Origin of the sequence: Pseudomonas sp. HOU2 (assembly GCF_040729435.1) — a bacterium.
In the GTDB taxonomy this organism is placed as follows: domain Bacteria; phylum Pseudomonadota; class Gammaproteobacteria; order Pseudomonadales; family Pseudomonadaceae; genus Aquipseudomonas.
The window spans coordinates 5,691,301-5,707,671 of the sequence record NZ_CP160398.1 but is presented as its reverse complement, the minus strand read 5'-3'; the positions used below and the strand labels follow the sequence as shown (position 1 = coordinate 5,707,671).

20 protein-coding genes and 1 pseudogene are annotated in these 16,371 nt (G+C 56.5%); 8 read left to right on the top strand and 13 right to left on the bottom strand.

Features of this window, described 5'->3' with window-relative positions; all coding sequences use genetic code 11:
- Positions 1 to 19: 19 nt before the first annotated feature.
- The gene (locus ABV589_RS25680; RefSeq protein ID WP_095666879.1) at positions 20 to 256 is read left to right on the top strand and encodes a DUF2789 family protein; all 237 of its coding nucleotides are present in this window, start codon (positions 20 to 22) and stop codon (positions 254 to 256) included.
- Between the two features lie 6 nt (positions 257 to 262).
- On the opposite strand, the gene ABV589_RS25675 is transcribed toward ABV589_RS25680, so the two are convergent.
- The 3 genes from ABV589_RS25675 to ABV589_RS25665 all read right to left on the bottom strand — a co-directional run bounded on the left by ABV589_RS25675 (position 263) and on the right by ABV589_RS25665 (position 2,810).
- Positions 263 to 463 carry a hypothetical protein gene (locus tag ABV589_RS25675; protein WP_007966907.1) on the bottom strand — a complete coding sequence of 67 codons (201 nt, stop codon included), beginning with the start codon at positions 461 to 463 and terminating at the stop codon, positions 263 to 265.
- A 112-nt stretch (positions 464 to 575) separates the two neighbouring features.
- Complete coding sequence (locus tag ABV589_RS25670; RefSeq protein ID WP_367084167.1) at positions 576 to 2,180, bottom strand: methyl-accepting chemotaxis protein; 1,605 nt, start codon at positions 2,178 to 2,180, stop codon at positions 576 to 578.
- Positions 2,181 to 2,405: 225 nt separating this feature from the next.
- Complete coding sequence (locus tag ABV589_RS25665; RefSeq protein WP_003225981.1) at positions 2,406 to 2,810, bottom strand: TraR/DksA family transcriptional regulator; 405 nt, start codon at positions 2,808 to 2,810, stop codon at positions 2,406 to 2,408.
- A 505-nt stretch (positions 2,811 to 3,315) separates the two neighbouring features.
- Here ABV589_RS25665 and ABV589_RS25660 point away from each other — a divergent pair.
- From ABV589_RS25660 to ABV589_RS25640, 5 genes are all read left to right on the top strand, one after another.
- Positions 3,316 to 4,224, top strand: a complete 909-nt coding sequence (locus tag ABV589_RS25660) for a MurR/RpiR family transcriptional regulator (RefSeq protein ID WP_007966905.1) — start codon at positions 3,316 to 3,318, stop codon at positions 4,222 to 4,224.
- A 61-nt stretch (positions 4,225 to 4,285) separates the two neighbouring features.
- Positions 4,286 to 4,891 carry a glutathione S-transferase gene (locus ABV589_RS25655; protein WP_115989508.1) on the top strand — a complete coding sequence of 202 codons (606 nt, stop codon included), beginning with the start codon at positions 4,286 to 4,288 and terminating at the stop codon, positions 4,889 to 4,891.
- Positions 4,892 to 4,893: 2 nt separating this feature from the next.
- Positions 4,894 to 6,000, top strand: a complete 1,107-nt coding sequence (locus ABV589_RS25650; RefSeq protein WP_367084166.1) for a DNA alkylation repair protein — start codon at positions 4,894 to 4,896, stop codon at positions 5,998 to 6,000.
- Positions 6,001 to 6,674: 674 nt separating this feature from the next.
- A complete protein-coding gene (locus tag ABV589_RS25645) occupies positions 6,675 to 7,253 on the top strand; it encodes a hypothetical protein (RefSeq protein WP_367084165.1) in 579 nt (192 codons plus the stop codon).
- The gene (locus ABV589_RS25640; protein ID WP_367084164.1) at positions 7,231 to 7,701 is read left to right on the top strand and encodes a hypothetical protein; all 471 of its coding nucleotides are present in this window, start codon (positions 7,231 to 7,233) and stop codon (positions 7,699 to 7,701) included. The genes ABV589_RS25645 and ABV589_RS25640 overlap by 23 nt, the downstream gene beginning before the upstream one ends.
- Positions 7,702 to 7,967: 266 nt before the next feature.
- On the opposite strand, the gene ABV589_RS25635 is transcribed toward ABV589_RS25640, so the two are convergent.
- From ABV589_RS25635 to ABV589_RS25610, 6 genes are all read right to left on the bottom strand, one after another.
- A complete protein-coding gene (locus ABV589_RS25635; RefSeq protein WP_367084163.1) occupies positions 7,968 to 8,780 on the bottom strand; it encodes a hypothetical protein in 813 nt (270 codons plus the stop codon).
- Positions 8,761 to 9,036, bottom strand: coding sequence for a hypothetical protein (locus ABV589_RS25630; protein ID WP_367084162.1), 276 nt, complete (start codon positions 9,034 to 9,036; stop codon positions 8,761 to 8,763). Before ABV589_RS25630 ends, ABV589_RS25635 begins: the two co-directional genes overlap by 20 nt.
- Positions 9,037 to 9,478: 442 nt before the next feature.
- Positions 9,479 to 10,135, bottom strand: coding sequence for a DUF2931 family protein (locus ABV589_RS25625; RefSeq protein ID WP_367084161.1), 657 nt, complete (start codon positions 10,133 to 10,135; stop codon positions 9,479 to 9,481).
- A gap of 11 nt (positions 10,136 to 10,146) precedes the next feature.
- Positions 10,147 to 10,800 carry a DUF2931 family protein gene (locus ABV589_RS25620; RefSeq protein WP_367084160.1) on the bottom strand — a complete coding sequence of 218 codons (654 nt, stop codon included), beginning with the start codon at positions 10,798 to 10,800 and terminating at the stop codon, positions 10,147 to 10,149.
- Positions 10,800 to 12,341, bottom strand: a complete 1,542-nt coding sequence (locus ABV589_RS25615; RefSeq protein WP_367084159.1) for a DUF2235 domain-containing protein — start codon at positions 12,339 to 12,341, stop codon at positions 10,800 to 10,802. The genes ABV589_RS25620 and ABV589_RS25615 overlap by 1 nt, the downstream gene beginning before the upstream one ends.
- A gap of 140 nt (positions 12,342 to 12,481) precedes the next feature.
- Positions 12,482 to 12,844 carry a DUF6124 family protein gene (locus tag ABV589_RS25610; RefSeq protein ID WP_003226001.1) on the bottom strand — a complete coding sequence of 121 codons (363 nt, stop codon included), beginning with the start codon at positions 12,842 to 12,844 and terminating at the stop codon, positions 12,482 to 12,484.
- Positions 12,845 to 13,351: 507 nt separating this feature from the next.
- Between ABV589_RS25610 and ABV589_RS25605 the strand changes: the two genes are divergently transcribed.
- A complete protein-coding gene (locus tag ABV589_RS25605) occupies positions 13,352 to 13,891 on the top strand; it encodes a thioesterase family protein (protein ID WP_367084158.1) in 540 nt (179 codons plus the stop codon).
- A 192-nt stretch (positions 13,892 to 14,083) separates the two neighbouring features.
- On the opposite strand, the gene ABV589_RS25600 is transcribed toward ABV589_RS25605, so the two are convergent.
- Together ABV589_RS25600 and ABV589_RS25595 are read right to left on the bottom strand one after the other, a co-directional pair.
- Positions 14,084 to 14,563: a GNAT family protein gene (locus ABV589_RS25600; RefSeq protein ID WP_367084157.1), complete on the bottom strand. Its 480-nt coding sequence runs from the start codon at positions 14,561 to 14,563 to the stop codon at positions 14,084 to 14,086.
- A gap of 13 nt (positions 14,564 to 14,576) precedes the next feature.
- On the bottom strand, positions 14,577 to 14,792 hold the full coding sequence (locus ABV589_RS25595; RefSeq protein ID WP_367084156.1) for a DUF4287 domain-containing protein: 216 nt from the start codon (positions 14,790 to 14,792) through the stop codon (positions 14,577 to 14,579).
- A gap of 78 nt (positions 14,793 to 14,870) precedes the next feature.
- Between ABV589_RS25595 and ABV589_RS25590 the strand changes: the two are divergent.
- A pseudogene (locus ABV589_RS25590) lies at positions 14,871 to 15,002 on the top strand (metal ABC transporter ATP-binding protein); the annotation flags it as partial.
- Positions 15,003 to 15,028: 26 nt separating this feature from the next.
- On the opposite strand, the gene ABV589_RS25585 reads toward ABV589_RS25590, so the two are convergent.
- Both ABV589_RS25585 and ABV589_RS25580 read right to left on the bottom strand, forming a co-directional pair.
- Complete coding sequence (locus ABV589_RS25585) at positions 15,029 to 15,577, bottom strand: cytochrome b (protein ID WP_367084155.1); 549 nt, start codon at positions 15,575 to 15,577, stop codon at positions 15,029 to 15,031.
- 173 nt (positions 15,578 to 15,750) lie between these two features.
- Entirely contained in the window at positions 15,751 to 16,329 is a 579-nt protein-coding gene (locus ABV589_RS25580) for a LysE family translocator (protein WP_007966873.1), read from the bottom strand.
- Positions 16,330 to 16,371 lie beyond the last annotated feature (42 nt).

Genomic DNA, 16,371 nt, shown 5'->3' with positions numbered 1-16,371 from the left:
CACGCAAAAGGAGTACACGATGGAACTGCCTGCATATGATCTGAAAACCCTGTTCGACCAACTGGGCCTGCCATCGGAAAACGGGGCAATCGACGATTTCATCGAAGCGCATCCGCTGGATGCCAACACCAAGTTGATCGACGCCGAGTTCTGGACACCGCAACAGGCGCAACTGCTGAAGGAGTGGCTGCGCGCCGACGGCGAAGAAGCGGTGATGGTCGATGAATTGAACGTACGCCTGCACGACGGACGTTAATAAATGTCAGTGCAGGCTGTCGCCAGGCTCGGCCATCAATTGCGCGAGCCAGGCAGCCTTGCACTCCTCCGCTTCGTCGCGACTGGCGAACGCGGTGCCACGCCGCTCACCATTGAGCAACACCACCCAGCAGACGCTCTGGCCCATCGCGCGCAATCCGGCGGGCACACCACTGCCAATCATCACCGCGACATCGACTCTGCACATACTGACCTCTCGACTTCATTAGCTACCTAACTAATAGCCATGTTAATGACTTCGTCACAGAGGAAACAGCAACCCACGTGCACAGATTCATTGCGCGAGCGGTAACAATCGATCAGCGCGGACTCTCCGGTTTATAACCCAGGCGCAGTCCGCCCCAATGCCGGCCCTTGACCATGATCGGCACCGACAAGTCGTGCATCAGCTCCCCGGTGTCACGGGTGTAGGTCTGCAGCAACACCGCCTGTTGATGGCTGCCGCAGCGAATCCCGGTGCGGTCGGCGAACTTGCGTTTGGTACGGTTACCCACCGCGTCGACCTGCACGTCGCCAGTCAACGGCTGACTGAACGCCAGATTGTGCGTCGGCACATAACCCTGCTGCGTGCAGGCGATGGCGAAGACCAACCCCTCATGGCGCGGCAGCAACGGCTCCTGAATCGCCGGCAGCACCTGATCGGTGTAGCGGTCGAAACGGGTCTGAAACTTCGCCGGTTGCGTCCCGGGAATCGGTTGATATTGACGGTCGAACAAATCCTCAAGACTGATCCGCCCCTGCTCGACATCCGCCTCGAACCTCGCCGCAATCTGACTCGCGCCCTCACGCGCCAGGTCATAGACGCGCTGGTGATAGTCATCCAGACCGACTTCGGCCAGACGCTCGCTGATGGTTTCCGCCTGCCCTTCCATCTGCACAGCGGCCTCGGCCAGGCGTCGGGTCTGCTGATCGCTGATCGCCAGATCACTGCGCATCTGCTCAATGGCCTTAAACAGACTGTCGAGCTGCTCGCGATTGGTTTCCGCACCACGGGCGATTTCGCCGACCTGACCTTCCACCCCTGCCGCCAACCGCGCGATGTTTTGCAGATGCTGGCCGGTGTTTTCAACTTGTTCGACACCGGTCTGCAGATCGCTGGACAGCTCGCGGATCTGCTCCACCACTTGCGCGGTGCGCTGCTGAATATCGGCGACCATCTCCCCAACCTCGCCGGTCGCCGAGGCCGTCCGCGCTGCCAGACCGCGCACCTCGTCCGCTACCACCGCAAATCCCCGACCATGCTCGCCCGCCCGCGCCGCTTCAATCGCCGCGTTCAGGGCGAGCAGATTGGTCTGGCTGGCGATCGACTGAATCACCAGGGTCACCCGTTGAATATCATCGCTGCGCAGACTCAGGGCTTCGATCAGCTCACGGCTGGCGTTGGCGCGTTGACTGAGTTGATGCATGCGCGCAATCGAGTCCACCAGCTCGGTGCGCCCCGCCGCGCTGCTGTGATGCGCCTCGCTGGCGGCGTCCAGCGCTTCACGACTGAGCTGCGAAGTGGCGTGTTCGGTGGCGATCATCACTTCGGCGTTGCTGACAATCTGCGCCGCCGCATCGAGTTGCGATTCAAGTTTGCCCGCCAGTTGCTTGACGGAAAACGCCACACCGGCGGCTGACAGCGCGTTATGACTGGTGGTGTAGGAAAGATCGCGGGTGAGTTCGGCAATCGCGCTGCCGGCATCGACAGGCGCAGCATCAGGGGTGGCCCGCGAGCGCAGGCGCGGCAGCCAGACAATCAGCACCGCCAGCGGCAGGCCGATGTACAGCGAAACTCCACCCAGCGTCATGCCCGCGAGCAACAGCATCAGGGCGATGCTTTGCAGGGTCGGAGCGATCCAGCGGTTTTTCGGCAACAGCACTGGTGCGGGCAAAGCCCCAACCAGAGATCCATCTCTCGTCATATCAACACCCCACGCTTGTTCTCATTGTTGTGACTGCATTAAACGCCACTAGAACGCCATTATCCATGGTCCGTTAGTCGTGGAGTCTGCAGCAGGTCAATGGAACCGCTCGCAAAATATCGCGGACGAGCAAAAGCAAAGATCGCAGCCCCGTCAGCTCGTGTAGGAGCTGCCGAAGGCTGCGATCTTTTGCAGGCGCCCCCGATTCAGGGGGCAGCCATGGAATCAGGCCTGACGCTGGTGCTTGTCGATCTGCTCGTGACGCTCTTGAGCTTCGATGCAGTATTTGGTGGTCGGGCTGATCAGCAGGCGTTTCAGGCCGATGGCTTCGCCGCTGTCGTCGCACCAGCCAAAACTGTCTTCCTTGATGCGCTCAAGGGCTTGTTCCAGTTGCGGCAGCATGCGCTGGTCGCGATCGATCGCGTTCACCAGCCAGGTGCGCTCTTCTTCAACCGAAGCCGCGTCCGCCGGGTCGGCCGGAGTGTCCAGGCTTTCGATGGCGATACGGTTTTGCTCAATGCGCTCGTGGGTTTCGACTTTCATGTTCTGCAACAGCTCAGTGAAGAAAGCGTGTTGCTCGGCATTCATGTAGTCATCTGCCGGCATGGCCAGCAACTTGTCCTTTGTCATTGATATCTCTATAAAAAAACGTGCATTAAGGCGAAATAGGGAGCGTTCCGGCGAACCGTGTCCGGTCGACGAAAAGGCATCGTTTATTGCAAACGCCACCCGGCACTCAATTTACGAAGGGGCGGCAGTCTAAGGCCCGTTTGAGGCCTCAGCAACTCTAAATACCGGGAATTTGTCCGACAACAGCCGTAAACAGCTCTGACACAGGCTTCGTAGCGGTCATCGGAGTGCGTTTATAGCAAGAAATTCAGTCCAGCGGCTGTATATAGAAGACAAACGGCTAACCGCTGATGCCTCATCGCGAATTTTTCTTCTCCCGGTGCATCGTTTCAGCCAAGCAGAACCCCAAAAGCCCTCCTAACATCAGCCACAACCCAGCACTTTGTGGCGAGGGAGCTTGCTCCCGCTGGGTCGCGAAGCGGCCCCCATTTTTGGGCCTGCTGCGCAGTCCAGCGGGAGCAAGCTCCCTCGCCACAGGTTGAACGATCAGCTCAAAGGATAACTTATGCCCCGCCCCGATCTGCCGGCCAACGACGAGCGCCCCCTCGCCAGCCCTCCGATCAATGCCGAGCGTCTGCTGCAACTGATCACCGACGAATACGATACCCTGCCGCGCCAACTCAAGCGCATCGCCAGCTACATGAGCCAGCAAAGCGACCGGATCATGGTCGATCGCATCAGCGACATCGCCCGGGAATGCGAGGTGCATCCGTCCGCCATCGTGCGTTTCTCGCAGCGCTTCGGGTTCAGCGGCTTCAGCGAAATGCAGGCGCTGTTCCGCGCCGCCTACACCCACAAAGCCTCGCCGGTGCACAACTACCAGCAACGCATCCGCAGCATGATCGCCAACCAGTCGCAGCAAGCCAGCGACGGCGACCTCGCCCGCGAATGCATCGACGCCACCCGCTCCGGCATTGAACGCCTGGGCCGCGAACTCGACGACGTCGCCTTCGAAAAAGCCGTCGACCTGATCGTCAACGCCGACAACATCTATGTCGTCGGCGTACGTCGCTCCTTCGCCGTCGCCGACTACCTCGTTTACAACTTGCAACACACTCACAAGCGGATTCATCTGGTTTCCGGACTGGGCGGCAGTTATCGCGAGCAGATGCGCAGCGTGCGTAGCGGCGATTTGGTCATCGCCATCAGCTTCACCCCCTACGCCAAGGAAACCCAGCACTGCCTGCGCTACGCCCGCCAGCAACAGGCCAACACCCTGATCCTCACCGACAGCCACCTCTCGCCTTTGGCCAAAAACGCCAACAGCCTGCTGCTGGTGAATGAGGGCAGCGCATTGGCGTTCCGTTCGTTGAGTGCGACCTTGTGTTTGTGTCAGGCGTTATTTGTGGCGGTGGCGTATCGGCTGGAATTGAATGTGGACGAGATTCACGAGCAGGCCGGTTTTGACGACTGACATTTGCCTCAGGCTCGGCTAGGTTATGCCTTCCCACCGGTTCGACTTGAAGGAAAGCGTCATGAAACTGATCGGCATGCTGGACTCCCCTTACGTGCGCCGCGTGGCGATCTCCGCCAAACGCCTCGGCATCGACCTCGAACATGAATCGGTCTCGGTGTTCCGCCACTTCGAGCAATTCCAGCAGATCAACCCGGTGGTCAAGGCGCCCACGCTGATCCTCGATGACGGCGTGGTCCTGATGGACTCCACCCTCATCCTCGACTACCTCGAAGCCGCCAGCGGCAAAAGCCTGCTGCCGAGCGACCTCAAACAACGCGCCCACGCCCTGCGCCTGATCGGCCTCAGCCTCGCCGCCTGCGAAAAAGCCGTGCAGCTCTACTACGAACGCAACCTGCGACCGGCCGACATTCAATACCAACCGTGGGTCGAACGCGTCGAAGGCCAACTCGCCGCCGCGTTCACCGCCCTCGAACAGGAACTGGAAAAAACCGGCCTGCCCACCGACGGCACCCTCACCCAGGCCGGCATCAGCCTCGCCGTCGCCTGGAGCTTCACCGACCTCGTCGTCCCCGACCAGATCGACACCCGCCGCTACCCGCACATCGCCCAATACACCGCGTACGCCGAAACCCTCGAAGCGTTCGTCAGCACCCCGATGACCTGACCATGAGCACCACCGACACCGCCGCCCCGGCGTTAAAGGAAATCTTCAACGCCGAACGCCTGCAACACATCGCCAGCGAAATGAGCGCCGTGTACCCGGCGTTCAAGGCCAAGGCGTTTCTCAAGCACGCCAACCAAGGGTTGGCGGAATTGTCGGTGATGCAACGCATGGCCCGCGTCAGCGAAAGCCTGCACGCCGTGCTGCCACTGGACTACGAAGATTCCCTCGAAGTCCTGCGCGAACTCGCCCCCCGCCTCAACAGCGGATTCGTCAGCATGTGCCTGCCGCACTACGTCGCCAGCTACGGCGGCCACGCCTTCGATACCTCCATGCAAGCGCTGAAATACTTCACCACCTTCGGCTCGTCCGAATTCGCCATCCGCCACTTCCTGCGCAGCGACCTCGCACGCGCGCTGGAACTCATGCACGACTGGACCCAAGACCAAAACCACCACGTCCGCCGCCTCGCCAGCGAAGGCACCCGCCCTCGCCTGCCCTGGTCATTCCGCCTGGAAGCCGTGCAAGCCAACCCGCAACTGACCGCCGGTATCCTCGATCGGTTGAAGACCGACGAGAGTCTGTACGTACGCAAGTCCGTGGCGAATCATCTGAATGACGTGACTAAGGAACATCCGGAATGGGTGCTGGACACGGTTGAAGGCTGGCCGCTGGAAAACAAACACACGGCGTGGATTGCCAAGCATGCGTTGCGCAGCTTGATCAAACAGGGCGATCTGCGCGCGCTGACGGTGATTGGTGCGGGGGCCAAGGCAGAGGTTGAGTTGCTGGATGTGCGGGTTGAGCCGGCGGTGGTGAGGTTGGGTGAGGCGATTACGTTGTCGTTTACGGTGAAGTCGACGGTGGCGCGTGAGCAGCGGTTGGTAATTGATTATGCGATTGACTATGTGAAGGCGAATGGCGGGGTCTCGGGGAAGGTGTTCAAGTTGAAGACGGTGGAGTTGGCGGGGTTTGGGGAGGTGGTTGTGGGGAGGCGGCAGGTGATTCGGGATTTTACGACGCGGAGGCATTTTTTGGGGCGGCATGGGGTTAGGGTTTTGGTTAATGGGGCGGTTTTGGGGAGTGCTGCGTTTGAGATCGTCGCTGATTGATACTGCTAATAGATTCCGTTGATCTGGCGGGACTCGGACTGATAGGGAATTACGGATGGGGCTGCTTTCGGCCAAAAGCAGACGCTCAAAAGCATCAAAGAAAGCAGGGACGACTCCCTTCCCTCTCATTGCCTGAGTATCCGGGCCAGCGATTTCGATACTTTTCGACGCGGAAGCTGACTCATTGTCTAGCTCCAGCCTGCAAGCTAATCTCGGATCAGGCCAGCATGCTGGCAACTATAGTTAGGCCTCACAGGGGAATATTCATGCAAGGGGAAGATTTGAGAGCCATGCTGGATGCAGATCCGCATGCCGTCCGCTTGGAACAGGACAATAACGAATACCTAGTGAGCTACCGCTTTGACACAGGCGCCGAGGTGGCGTTTGACCCTCGTACCACCACGAAGTGCTCTGTTTTCGTCAGCAAAGTCCCCGAGCGTATGAAGGCCCGCCTCGGCAAAGTCACGTGCTATCCACCTGAAAACCCCTCGACTGCACTTGCCCGGGTCTCTTCTCAACTCGCAGGCGAACGACAACTGTTTAAGATAGACCTACCCTCATCTGATTCCGCTCGTGACCTACTGACGTGGATCAGGTGGGCTTGAGACCTAACAATTCATTCAAGCCGACGCCGCTTCGCGGCGCGGCTTAATTCAGATATTAGGCCGCTCCCCATGCCAAATACTCCACCAGGCCCCAAGGCAATTCTTCTAAACGGCATCGTCGTCGGTGAGGTGCGATCAAATGGCAACACAGATCAAGACGCGGAGGCTGTACGTGCTTTCCTTAAAGAAAAAGGGCTGCACAAGGAAGTCACTCCCTTTCAAGCTGTTTTTAACCAAGCAATAGCCTTCGCCAACACTTCAGCGCATGTATACGAGAAAAACCTTCGTAGAACGCCTAGGAATGGCTTTTCCCCAGTGCCTTTCGTCGTCAATGCGGCTTTTAGCATCGAGCTGTACCTCAAGGCCCTTGCGCAGAAACACGGAAAAGCGCTCCGAGGGCACGAACTAGTCAAATTGCATCTCTCATTGCCAACCAAGGCGCATCTCGAAATCAATCAAGTGATACCCAAGTGCGCAGCGAATAGGGTTTTGGGCGAGCAGCCAAATTTCACTGGCTATCTTCAGCATCTGAATGACGCTTTTGTTAAATGGCGCTACTCGTACGAACTTGAAAGGATCGACACTGTTCACATTGAACCCACAATTTTTGTCATGGAGGTACTGCATGAAGCTTGCCGCCTGCCGTAGCGGTCCAACTGGCTGGTCAAGCAGCCACAAGCTCCGCTTGTGGGTGCCCCCCGTGCTTAGTACTCCCCCGCCGCTAACCGCGCCGGTCTATGCCTATGGAGCGAATGAAATGAAGTCCTTCTTAGCTTGTTGTTATGCAGCCTTCTTTATTACTGTATCGCTCCCAGCATCTGCTGGAGACATAGCAAGTAAACTTCAGGGAATGGTTGGCTGGACGGTAGTTGCGGTTACTCAGGTGGAAGATGAATTTGAAGGCTGCGATTTCGACAAGGTAATTAAATTCATGAACGGTATAGCGCTCACTTGCTCAAGCTATGGATACTCATATGCGTTCATGCCCTCTGCCGTCATTTTCACAAAATCGGGGAAGTATGAAGGTCGAAATTTTCATAACGTAAAGGTGCTTATTGATGATGATTTTTATGATATGCAGCCGGTGCTTGAGTAAATTGGGATTTAACTGGTTGCTCTAATACGCATCGGCCGCAAAAAAATGGCCTCCTCCGGATAGCCTTCGCTGCGCTTCGGCAGCCGTTTAGCAAGGCGTTAGATATCTAGGTAGGCCGACTCGAAGGGCAGCTATTTAGAAAGGGGACAGAAAAAGGGACTGATTTATTTTCTGAGAAATAAATCAGTCCCTTTTTGCTTTTGATTTATAGAGAAGAGCGATGGCAGGGGCAAATTCTAGTGCGGCTGCCCCATAAGAATATGGTTTCAGTGACCTATTTCAGAGGGCGGAGCTGACGGAGGGGTAGATTGAGTCGCTTGGGCTGCTTTAGAGTCTGGGGTGTAAGCAGGGGGCGGGGCGGGATTAAAAAAATAAAGAATAAGGAGGATGGCAATTGCGCCGGATGCGGTTATTGTAGTTCCATTGATATTTAACTTTGTCTTTATGTAGTCCTTGGTGAGCCCGGTGATTAAAAAGCCGACGCCAAGAGCGATTGATATCCTAGATATATAGTATTGAGGTCCGGTTTCCAATCCGATGAAAAAAGTCAGGAGTATGCCGATGGATAGTAATATTGAGCCAGCTATGGTTTGAGGTAAGTGTATTTTCATCTGATTGAACTTCAATGATTTCTTGTGGTTAAAGCCATTGATTGGCAGGTTCAGGGTTGTGTATATCGATTTTATTTCTTTTGCTTTCTGTTTTTTGTAAGTTTTAAATATGGCCTGTGAGGTGAATAAGTAGCTGCCAGTAGGCAAAGTAATAGACGTGTCAAGGTGTTCTGATGCAGCCTTAAAGGCCTCCCATGAATTGGCACATAAAAATAATATGTTTTCGATGCTCGCAAGTATGTCCTCAGTTTGTGTTTTGGAAATATCTATTGTGTCTGATGAAGCTTTTGTCAGGTAATTTTCGAATGCAGTGATTAAGGCCGATAGAGACGATAGTGCGTGGTTATACGTTTTGTGAGTTAGTGATTGCTCCTGTATCTCAGTCAGCAGGTCTGATAGGGAGGAGTTAAATTTCCCTTTAAGCTCTAAGGTAGCAGCGTATTGAGCGTCAAGGCTTTGGTTTGGCATTGTTCTTTGCGGCTGCAATGATTTGCTGTAGTAGATTTGTTGTATCCGTTGTGTCGATGCTGCTGAGGGAAAATACGGTTCGCCCATTTAATACTTCGTAAATTACCGCTTCCGCTTCTTTTTCTGATATCTGCCCTTTGTTCTTGACTTGTATTAGTCTTATTTTTTCTAAAATCTCATCTATTTCTTCGGTGGTTATTGGCTCTACATATTTGTATTCGATGGCGATGCGTTCTGCTAGTTGTTTTTTTGTCATCTTTTAAATTTCCATTGTGTGTATTTATTGAAATAAATAGGTTGCATGGCGTGGCAATTTAGCGGCTTCAAGAACATTAGTGGCATACGGCCAAATATGTTATGTCGGTGGTAGACCCGTGGGGTCAGTTCCTACAACGCCTCGATTAAATGAGGTTTGTTAGGGGGCTAGAGAAATGAGGGCAAAACCCATTGAGTGGCCTTAAGGTGACACTTCTCCGAAGCAAGGGTGACGCTATCAAAATGACAGCATTGATTCAAGGCCGGCATTCTAGGGCCTTCGTATTAGAGCATCACAGCGAGGCGATGCTGCTTATCTATCAAAATGGGATGGGCGGGAAGCGATTTTTCGCAAAGGTCTGCTTTTGGCCGAAAGCGGACAGTCGTCGCGCGCAGCATTGACTCGACATAGGACAGGCAAGGCGGTGTCTTCTTACTGCCTCCTACCAACTCTCGTACGGAATGCCGTACTTGTCGATGTAGCGCTTGGCCTTCTCACTCACCGGATAGGCATAGCGCCCGCCATGCTTCCCCTGCTCCGGGCCTAGCGGTTCAAGTTCGCCCTGGGCATGAGCTACTTGGATCGGTCGGTGGCATGAATCTCTGACCCATGCTTGAAGTACCCCGCCCGGGGCCAGCCCCACGTAAAGCGAAGCCATGTATCGAGCGGTCCTTTCAGGAGTTTCCGGGCAACGCTGGTGCGTTGAATCCACCATCAATTGCCTCGCCGACTCTGGAATTTCAATGAAACCCTTGTAGGTTTTCTGCTCTGATATGGACTGCCAACGAACAAAGATGAGTTTGGGAAGATCGGCACCGGTTACCGGAATACCGGAACCACTGACCGTGCCCCAACCATGGGCTGACTCTGTGCCATCTTCTGGTTCACCTCCGGCGGCGGTGCTTCCGCCCGCCTTGAAAAACGTTCTGTTTTTGATGTCCAGGACTGAGCTGTCTTCTACCCAGACCTTCATGTAATCAGGCTCAGTGAAAGCCAGCCCCCACCAATCGGATCTCGGATCATTCTCGGCTGAACGTGGGTCCGTAGTCTGGCATCCAGCTACCAGTAGAACGCTCAAAATTAATATGAATTGCTTCATTGGCGGACGGGTTACCAACTCCCGTACGGAATGCCGAATTTCTCGATATACCGCTTGGACTTTTCGCTGACGGGATACGCATAGCGCCCTTGGTTCTTACCTTGACTAGGGCCTAGTGGCTCAACCTCTGCTTGTGCTCTGGCGACTTTGACAGGATGGTGGCATGAGTCTCGAACCCAGACTTTCACGATACCACCGGGCGCCAAGCCCAAGTAGAGAGACGCGTTATAGCGCCCCTCTTGTTCGGGTGTTTTTGCGCAGCGCTGATTGACGGACTCGAGCATGAGTTGTCTGGCTTCCTCTGGGATATCTACCCAGGCCTTGTACGTTTGGGGTTCAACAATTGATTGCCAACGGACATAGATCCGTTTGGGAAGATCCGCACCAACAACACTTTTTCCGGTGCTTCCAACGCCGTGCCAACCACGAGCAGAGTCGGTGCCGTCTTCCGGTTGGCCGCCTGAGGCGGATCCTCCGCCAGTGTGCAAGAACGTCTCGCCCTTGATGTCTACTACGGCGGTGTCCTCTACCCAAACCTTCATGTAATGAGGCTCGGTGAACGCAAGCTCCCACCATGGAGACTTCGGATCATTTTTTGTTGAAAGCGGATCGGCATGACAACCGGTCATGAGGACTGCACAGAGCAGGCTTGTTAGAAGTCTCATCAAAAAAGCGTCCAGTCGGGTACGTGGGGATGTTGCACGCGTATGCCGTCGGGGGTGGGGGCGTTGATGTACACCGCTCTCACACCGCTTCCATCTCTTCGGCCTAGTGGATGGTTCCAGTTTGCGGACGTGTGAATGTACTTGAGTTTGAGCATTCGCTCTTCTTCTGGCGTAGTTCTGTAGTCACCAGAGACAAATCGATCACACATAGCTTGAAGTTCTGACGGTAGCGCCAGATCAGGCGTGTCTGAAATGTCGTTGAACCGAACGCCTTTGTCCTTCGCCATTTTATGCATCACACGCAGATAGACTCGGGACAGCAAGCCACTGACCGGACGCTTGAGCTGTACGGCGGCATACACATGTTTCACACGTGGGCTCATACGGTCTTGCGGACTGTTCGGCATCAGCAGCGCAGGTGGCGTGACGATTTCCAGCATCTCGGACGGCCAGCCATCCGCGATCCACTGATTTTTTACTGTCACCGCATCGCGGTAAATCGAAGTGGTGAGAACATCCGTTTGGAGAGGGACTTCTAGTGCTTGCATAGGGCTGACAAGCACACATTCCTGCGCTTCGTCGAGATAACTACCTCCGATATCGGAGTGAACACCTGGCAAAGTGATCTCCAGATGAGCAGGTTTTACACGGCTGAGGGCAAAGTTGCCTCGGCATTCATCACGCGCAACCAAATGGACGACGTCGGTGAAAAAACGACGATCCAGGTAAAGCTTGATGCCCGTTGCAATGGCGCTTTTCACGTTGCCGAAATTGGACCAGCCAGCTATAGACGGAACTGTATCGAACAGCCCGATAAAGCCCATTCTGATATCGGCATTGTATTGATCAATAAAGGTCTTGCTGAACGCTTCAGGATTGCTACGTAGCACTTCACCTAAGGGACCTTGCTTGCCACGCACGACTTCATTGCAAAAGTGTCGGGCAGCAGCTGCACCACGGCTAAATCCAAATGTGTCGAAGGTCAGCGAAGTCACTTCGCTACCCGGGTTATCGTTCAAGAGTTCTTTGATACGTAATTTGATCGATGCAAACGAAGACTGAACCCTACTTGCAACTCCAGTCTCACCCCGCCCGGTGCCCCCCCCAAAGGTGCTATCTTGCTTACCCGCTTGGGTACCAATGCCCTCTACATAAATCATGCGGAAAGCTTGCTTTCGGAGCCCCTCACCTTCGGCTCCCTCTGGGGCGTCGTAAAGCTCACTCAGTTTTTTAACATTGGTAGGTCCAGCGCCATAGCTGCTGTCCGGATCCCCCATATAGGGCTGACAGCTCGCAGGAATATCCTGCGGCGCAATCGGATGCTGCGCACCACACAGCAACCCTGCTGCCGTGTTGTTCGCATTGTTGCCAGTACCATCAAAGAACACCCCAATCCTCAACGCAATGCCGATTTTCTCAGGCTCGCGCGCAGGTTCTTTCCCGTGCTTCTCATACTCAGCCCAACGCTGGGCGTGAATATCGACGGGTTTGGCTTCTTCGTAGCGGTAGTTTTTCGGGGGGTTGGGAACGTAGCCACTCAATCCTTGATTCCTTGTTCTGATCCTTGAAGAACGGGCCGAAGGGTGACAGCCGAGGCTTGGGGGCGCAAGGCGTGGCTCTGTGCCAGCTCGGTTGAAATTACTGGGTGCGGCGAGGGTTTTGGCTCGTCGCACCGGGATGGTCAGTGGGCGATTTCGACGTTGTCGAGGGCCTGGTTTACGGCGAGTTCGCCGAGCATGACGACCTGGGCGATGCCCAGTGCGGTTTTGCGGTGGGAGGTGTCGAGTGTGGCGGCGAAGTTGTTGAGCATTTCGCTGGCGGAGCCGAGGGTTTCGCTGGCGTTGGCGAGCAGGGATTCGGTGTCGCACTTCGGGTTGGCGAGGTACATGGGTTCGGGCTTGTGCGGGCTGGCCATGATTTGGGTGGCCGGGGACAGGTAATGGTCGAGGGCGCGTTCGGCGGCTTCGTGGAGTTTTTTGGAATCGAGGGATTCGTAGGGGGATGCAAGGTCGGTTTCTGGCGGGTTGGGTGTTGGTTTGATCATGGTGAAGCTCCTACGTCAAAAAAGGGAGCCATCACTCTCGCTACCAAACGAGGGTGGCGGCCATGCGCAGGTTGGTAGACCGGGACGTAGAAAACCGGCGCGCCCGAAGACGCCCTGTGCATGACCACCATAAAGCCGTGTCGAACAGACACTGCAAATCATGATGCTTATGCAATCTACGAGAACTCAGGGCTACCAAACCCGATCACTGTTTTTCAGCGACCGACAGACGATAGAACCCGCGCTCTAGACGCACAAGCCGGCGGATTCTGGCGTACTCGTAGGCGATGGCGCAAGGCGTTGTAGGGCTTCGGTGGTAACGGCAGGCTTCATATAAACATCCCGATTATTTCCTGTTTATCCGCCAGTTGTTCGGGCTACCGATCCAGTACCCACCCCACAATGATCGGAATGCACTGTTCAGCACAAAAAAGTCATTTACGCACCTACCTCGCCATCGCCCGGCTCGCTAGAGTGCAGCGCTCTTTTCAACTGGCTGACGTACTGATGAATCTGTGGTTTCGATTGCTCTGCATGCTTTTTCGTCGACCGTGGCGCAAGCCGGTCAATGCGCTGGAATCCACCGTGATCCGCATGCGCGTGTGGCCGCCGGATCTCGATTTGAATCGGCACGTTACCAATGGTCGCTACTTCACCCTGGCTGATGTCGGGCGCATGGATTTTGTGTTGCGCAGTGGCGCGTTTCGGGTGGCGCTGCGCGCTAAAGCGTTGCCGATCGTTGGCGATACCTGGGGCAAATTTCGGCGTGAACTGAAGCTGTTTGAAGCGTTTGAAATTCACAGCCGGATGCTTGGCTGGGACGATAAATGGAGCTTCATGGAGCATCGCTTCGTGAGCAAGGGAAGAGTGATCGGCGTGGTGGTCATGCGTGGGCTGTTTCGGTCGGCACAAGGCACGATTGCGCCGGGTGAGTTCGTCAGGGCGTTGGGGTTGCCTGAACAGTCGCCCGAGATGCCGGAGTGGTTGACGTCGTGGTCGGCGAGTTGTGATCTGATGAGTCGTCAGCTCAGGGGTGAGGAGGTTTGAGTGATTGGGCGGGCGCCATCGCCAGCAGGCAGCTCCCACTGGGAATTTGGCTGGTTTGGGAGTGGGATTGACTGGGCTGGCGTCTTCGCTAGCAGGCTAGCTCCCACAGGCTCTGCGCAAGGCTTGGGAGCACGTCTGGCCGGGCGCACGCCATCGCGGGCGAGCCCGGCTCCCACAGGGATTGGGGGATGGCTATTGGCGGTGGCGGGTCATATTGATCAGCGCCACACGCCTGCCACCCGGCGCAGCACGCTCTTCGATGGAGAACGGCACGAAGCCGAGTTTCGGGTAGAGCAGCAACCCCGCCGTGTTTTCGTTGAAGCACGAAAGCTGCACTTCCCTTGCCCCGTACTTTTCAAAGCCGACCGCAGTCATGGTTTCGACGATGTAGCGAGCAACGCCCTGGCCACGGGCGTAAGGCGCGACGATGACGTTGCCGATGCAGCAGACGCCGTCGTGCTCGGCACGGTAGAAGTTGGCGAAGCCGACGAACTCGCCGTTGGCCAGAAACGCCGTGGAGTCGAAGCGCTGGCTGATCGCGGTGTGCATCTGTTCTTCCGTCAGCGGGTACTGCGCTTTCGGGAACATGAAGTACAACTCTTGGACGCCCTGCGGAAAGCTGCAGAGGGTGTTGACGTCGTCGGCCGTCACTGGCCGGTGGGAGAAATTCATCGCTGCCCTGCCCTCACTGTTTGCCTGCGGCCAAATGGTGCGCGACCAGCGCGTTGGCATGCCCGTGGCCCATGCCGTGTTCATCCTTGAGCCACGCCACCAGTTCCATGTGTTTTTTGTCGGTGATGCCGGCGAGCAGGTTCAGCCAGTGATCGATGGGCTGGCCGTATTTCTTTTCGATGGAGGGGAAGTACGACGCCGGGCCTTTTACCTTGTTGTCTTCGCTCATGCTGCAAGCTCCCATGGGTCACGACGGAGGGTCGGCGACGCTCCTTGTCGGCATGCCATAGAGTGGACGCGAAGTACGATTCCAGCAACTGCCCCGCTCTGCCAGACGCCACAAAAAACTGTGGGAGCGAGCTTGCTCGCGAAGGGATCGTGTCAGCCGACATCATCAGTGGCTGATACTCCGCCTTCGCGAGCAAGCTCGCTCCCACAGGGATTGGGGGTTGAATAGGAAAGGGGTTATTCCGTGCGCCCCGGCAACATCCGCACCAGCGTGTTATCCCGCACCCAGTAGTGGTGAAACAGCCCCGCCGCCGCGTGCAAGCCGATCAGCCAGTAGCCGGCGCTGCCCAGCGTTTCATGCCAGTACTTGAGCTGTTTGGCGAAGTCCGGGTCGATGGCGACCGGTGCCGGGACGTGGAAGCCGAAGTACGGGAACGGTTTGTCAGCGGCGGCGAGCATCAGCCAGGCGAGGATCGGCGTGGCGATCATCAGTACGTACAGCGCCAGGTGCATCAGGTGCGAGATGCCGGTCTGCCAGGCTGGCGGCTTGGGGGTGATTGGCGGGCGTGGGGTCAGGCGGCCGAGCAGGCGCACCCAGACCAGCACGAAGATGCTCGTGCCGAACAGACCGTGGAAGCCCATCAGCAGGCCGCGCGCTTCGCTGCCCTTGGGCATGAAGCCTTTGATTTCGACACAGGCATAGACGCCGACGAACAGCGCCAGCATCAGCCAGTGCAGGGTGATTGAGAGTTTTCCATAACGGGTGACGGCGGTGACGCGAGTCATAACGTGCCTCGTGATTGTCGTGAGCGACGGTCTCGTCGCAATGGCAGGGCGAATCGATTGCACCACCCTGACCTCGCAGCCTCAAGACCCCCTGCAGATTGCCCGCTGATTATCCTCACTTCACCTGCAAGTTTTGTGAAAAAAACCTCTGCTATCTCACGCAAACCATCGTCTCAGTTGTGCAGCAACGCGGCGGCCGATGACACCACCAGCAACACCGCCAGAATCCGGTTCAACCACTGCAACTGCGCCGGATTACTCAACCAGCGCGCAGCACCGCGACCGAGCAGCGCCCACAGCGCCAGACACGGCAACGACACCAGAAAGAACGCCAGGCACAACGCGTTCAAGCCCTGCCCTTGCGCGGTAAACACGCTGATCACGGCGATCGCCATCATCCACGACTTGGGATTGACCCATTGCAACAGCGCGGCGCCGAGCAGGCCCAGCTCGGGTTTTTCCTCGCCGGCGGCGGGATCGATCGCGGTGGCCGGCGCGGTGAAGATCTGCCACGCCAGCCAGAGCATCCAGCCCATCCCCAGCGCACTGATCACCGGGCGCACACCGGGCAGCATCAGCGTACTGGCGCCAGCGCCGGCCACCCACACCAAAGACGCAGCGCCCGCCCCCGCGCCGAGAATGATCGGCAGGCACGGGCGCCAGCCGCGTCGGGCGCTGGTGCTGAGGACAATGAGGTTGGTCGGCCCCGGGGTGATCGAGGCAACGAAGGCAAAGAGGATGAACGCAAGCATGGCACGGCCCTGTAGAAAGTCAGGGCCTACTGTGATGGCTGA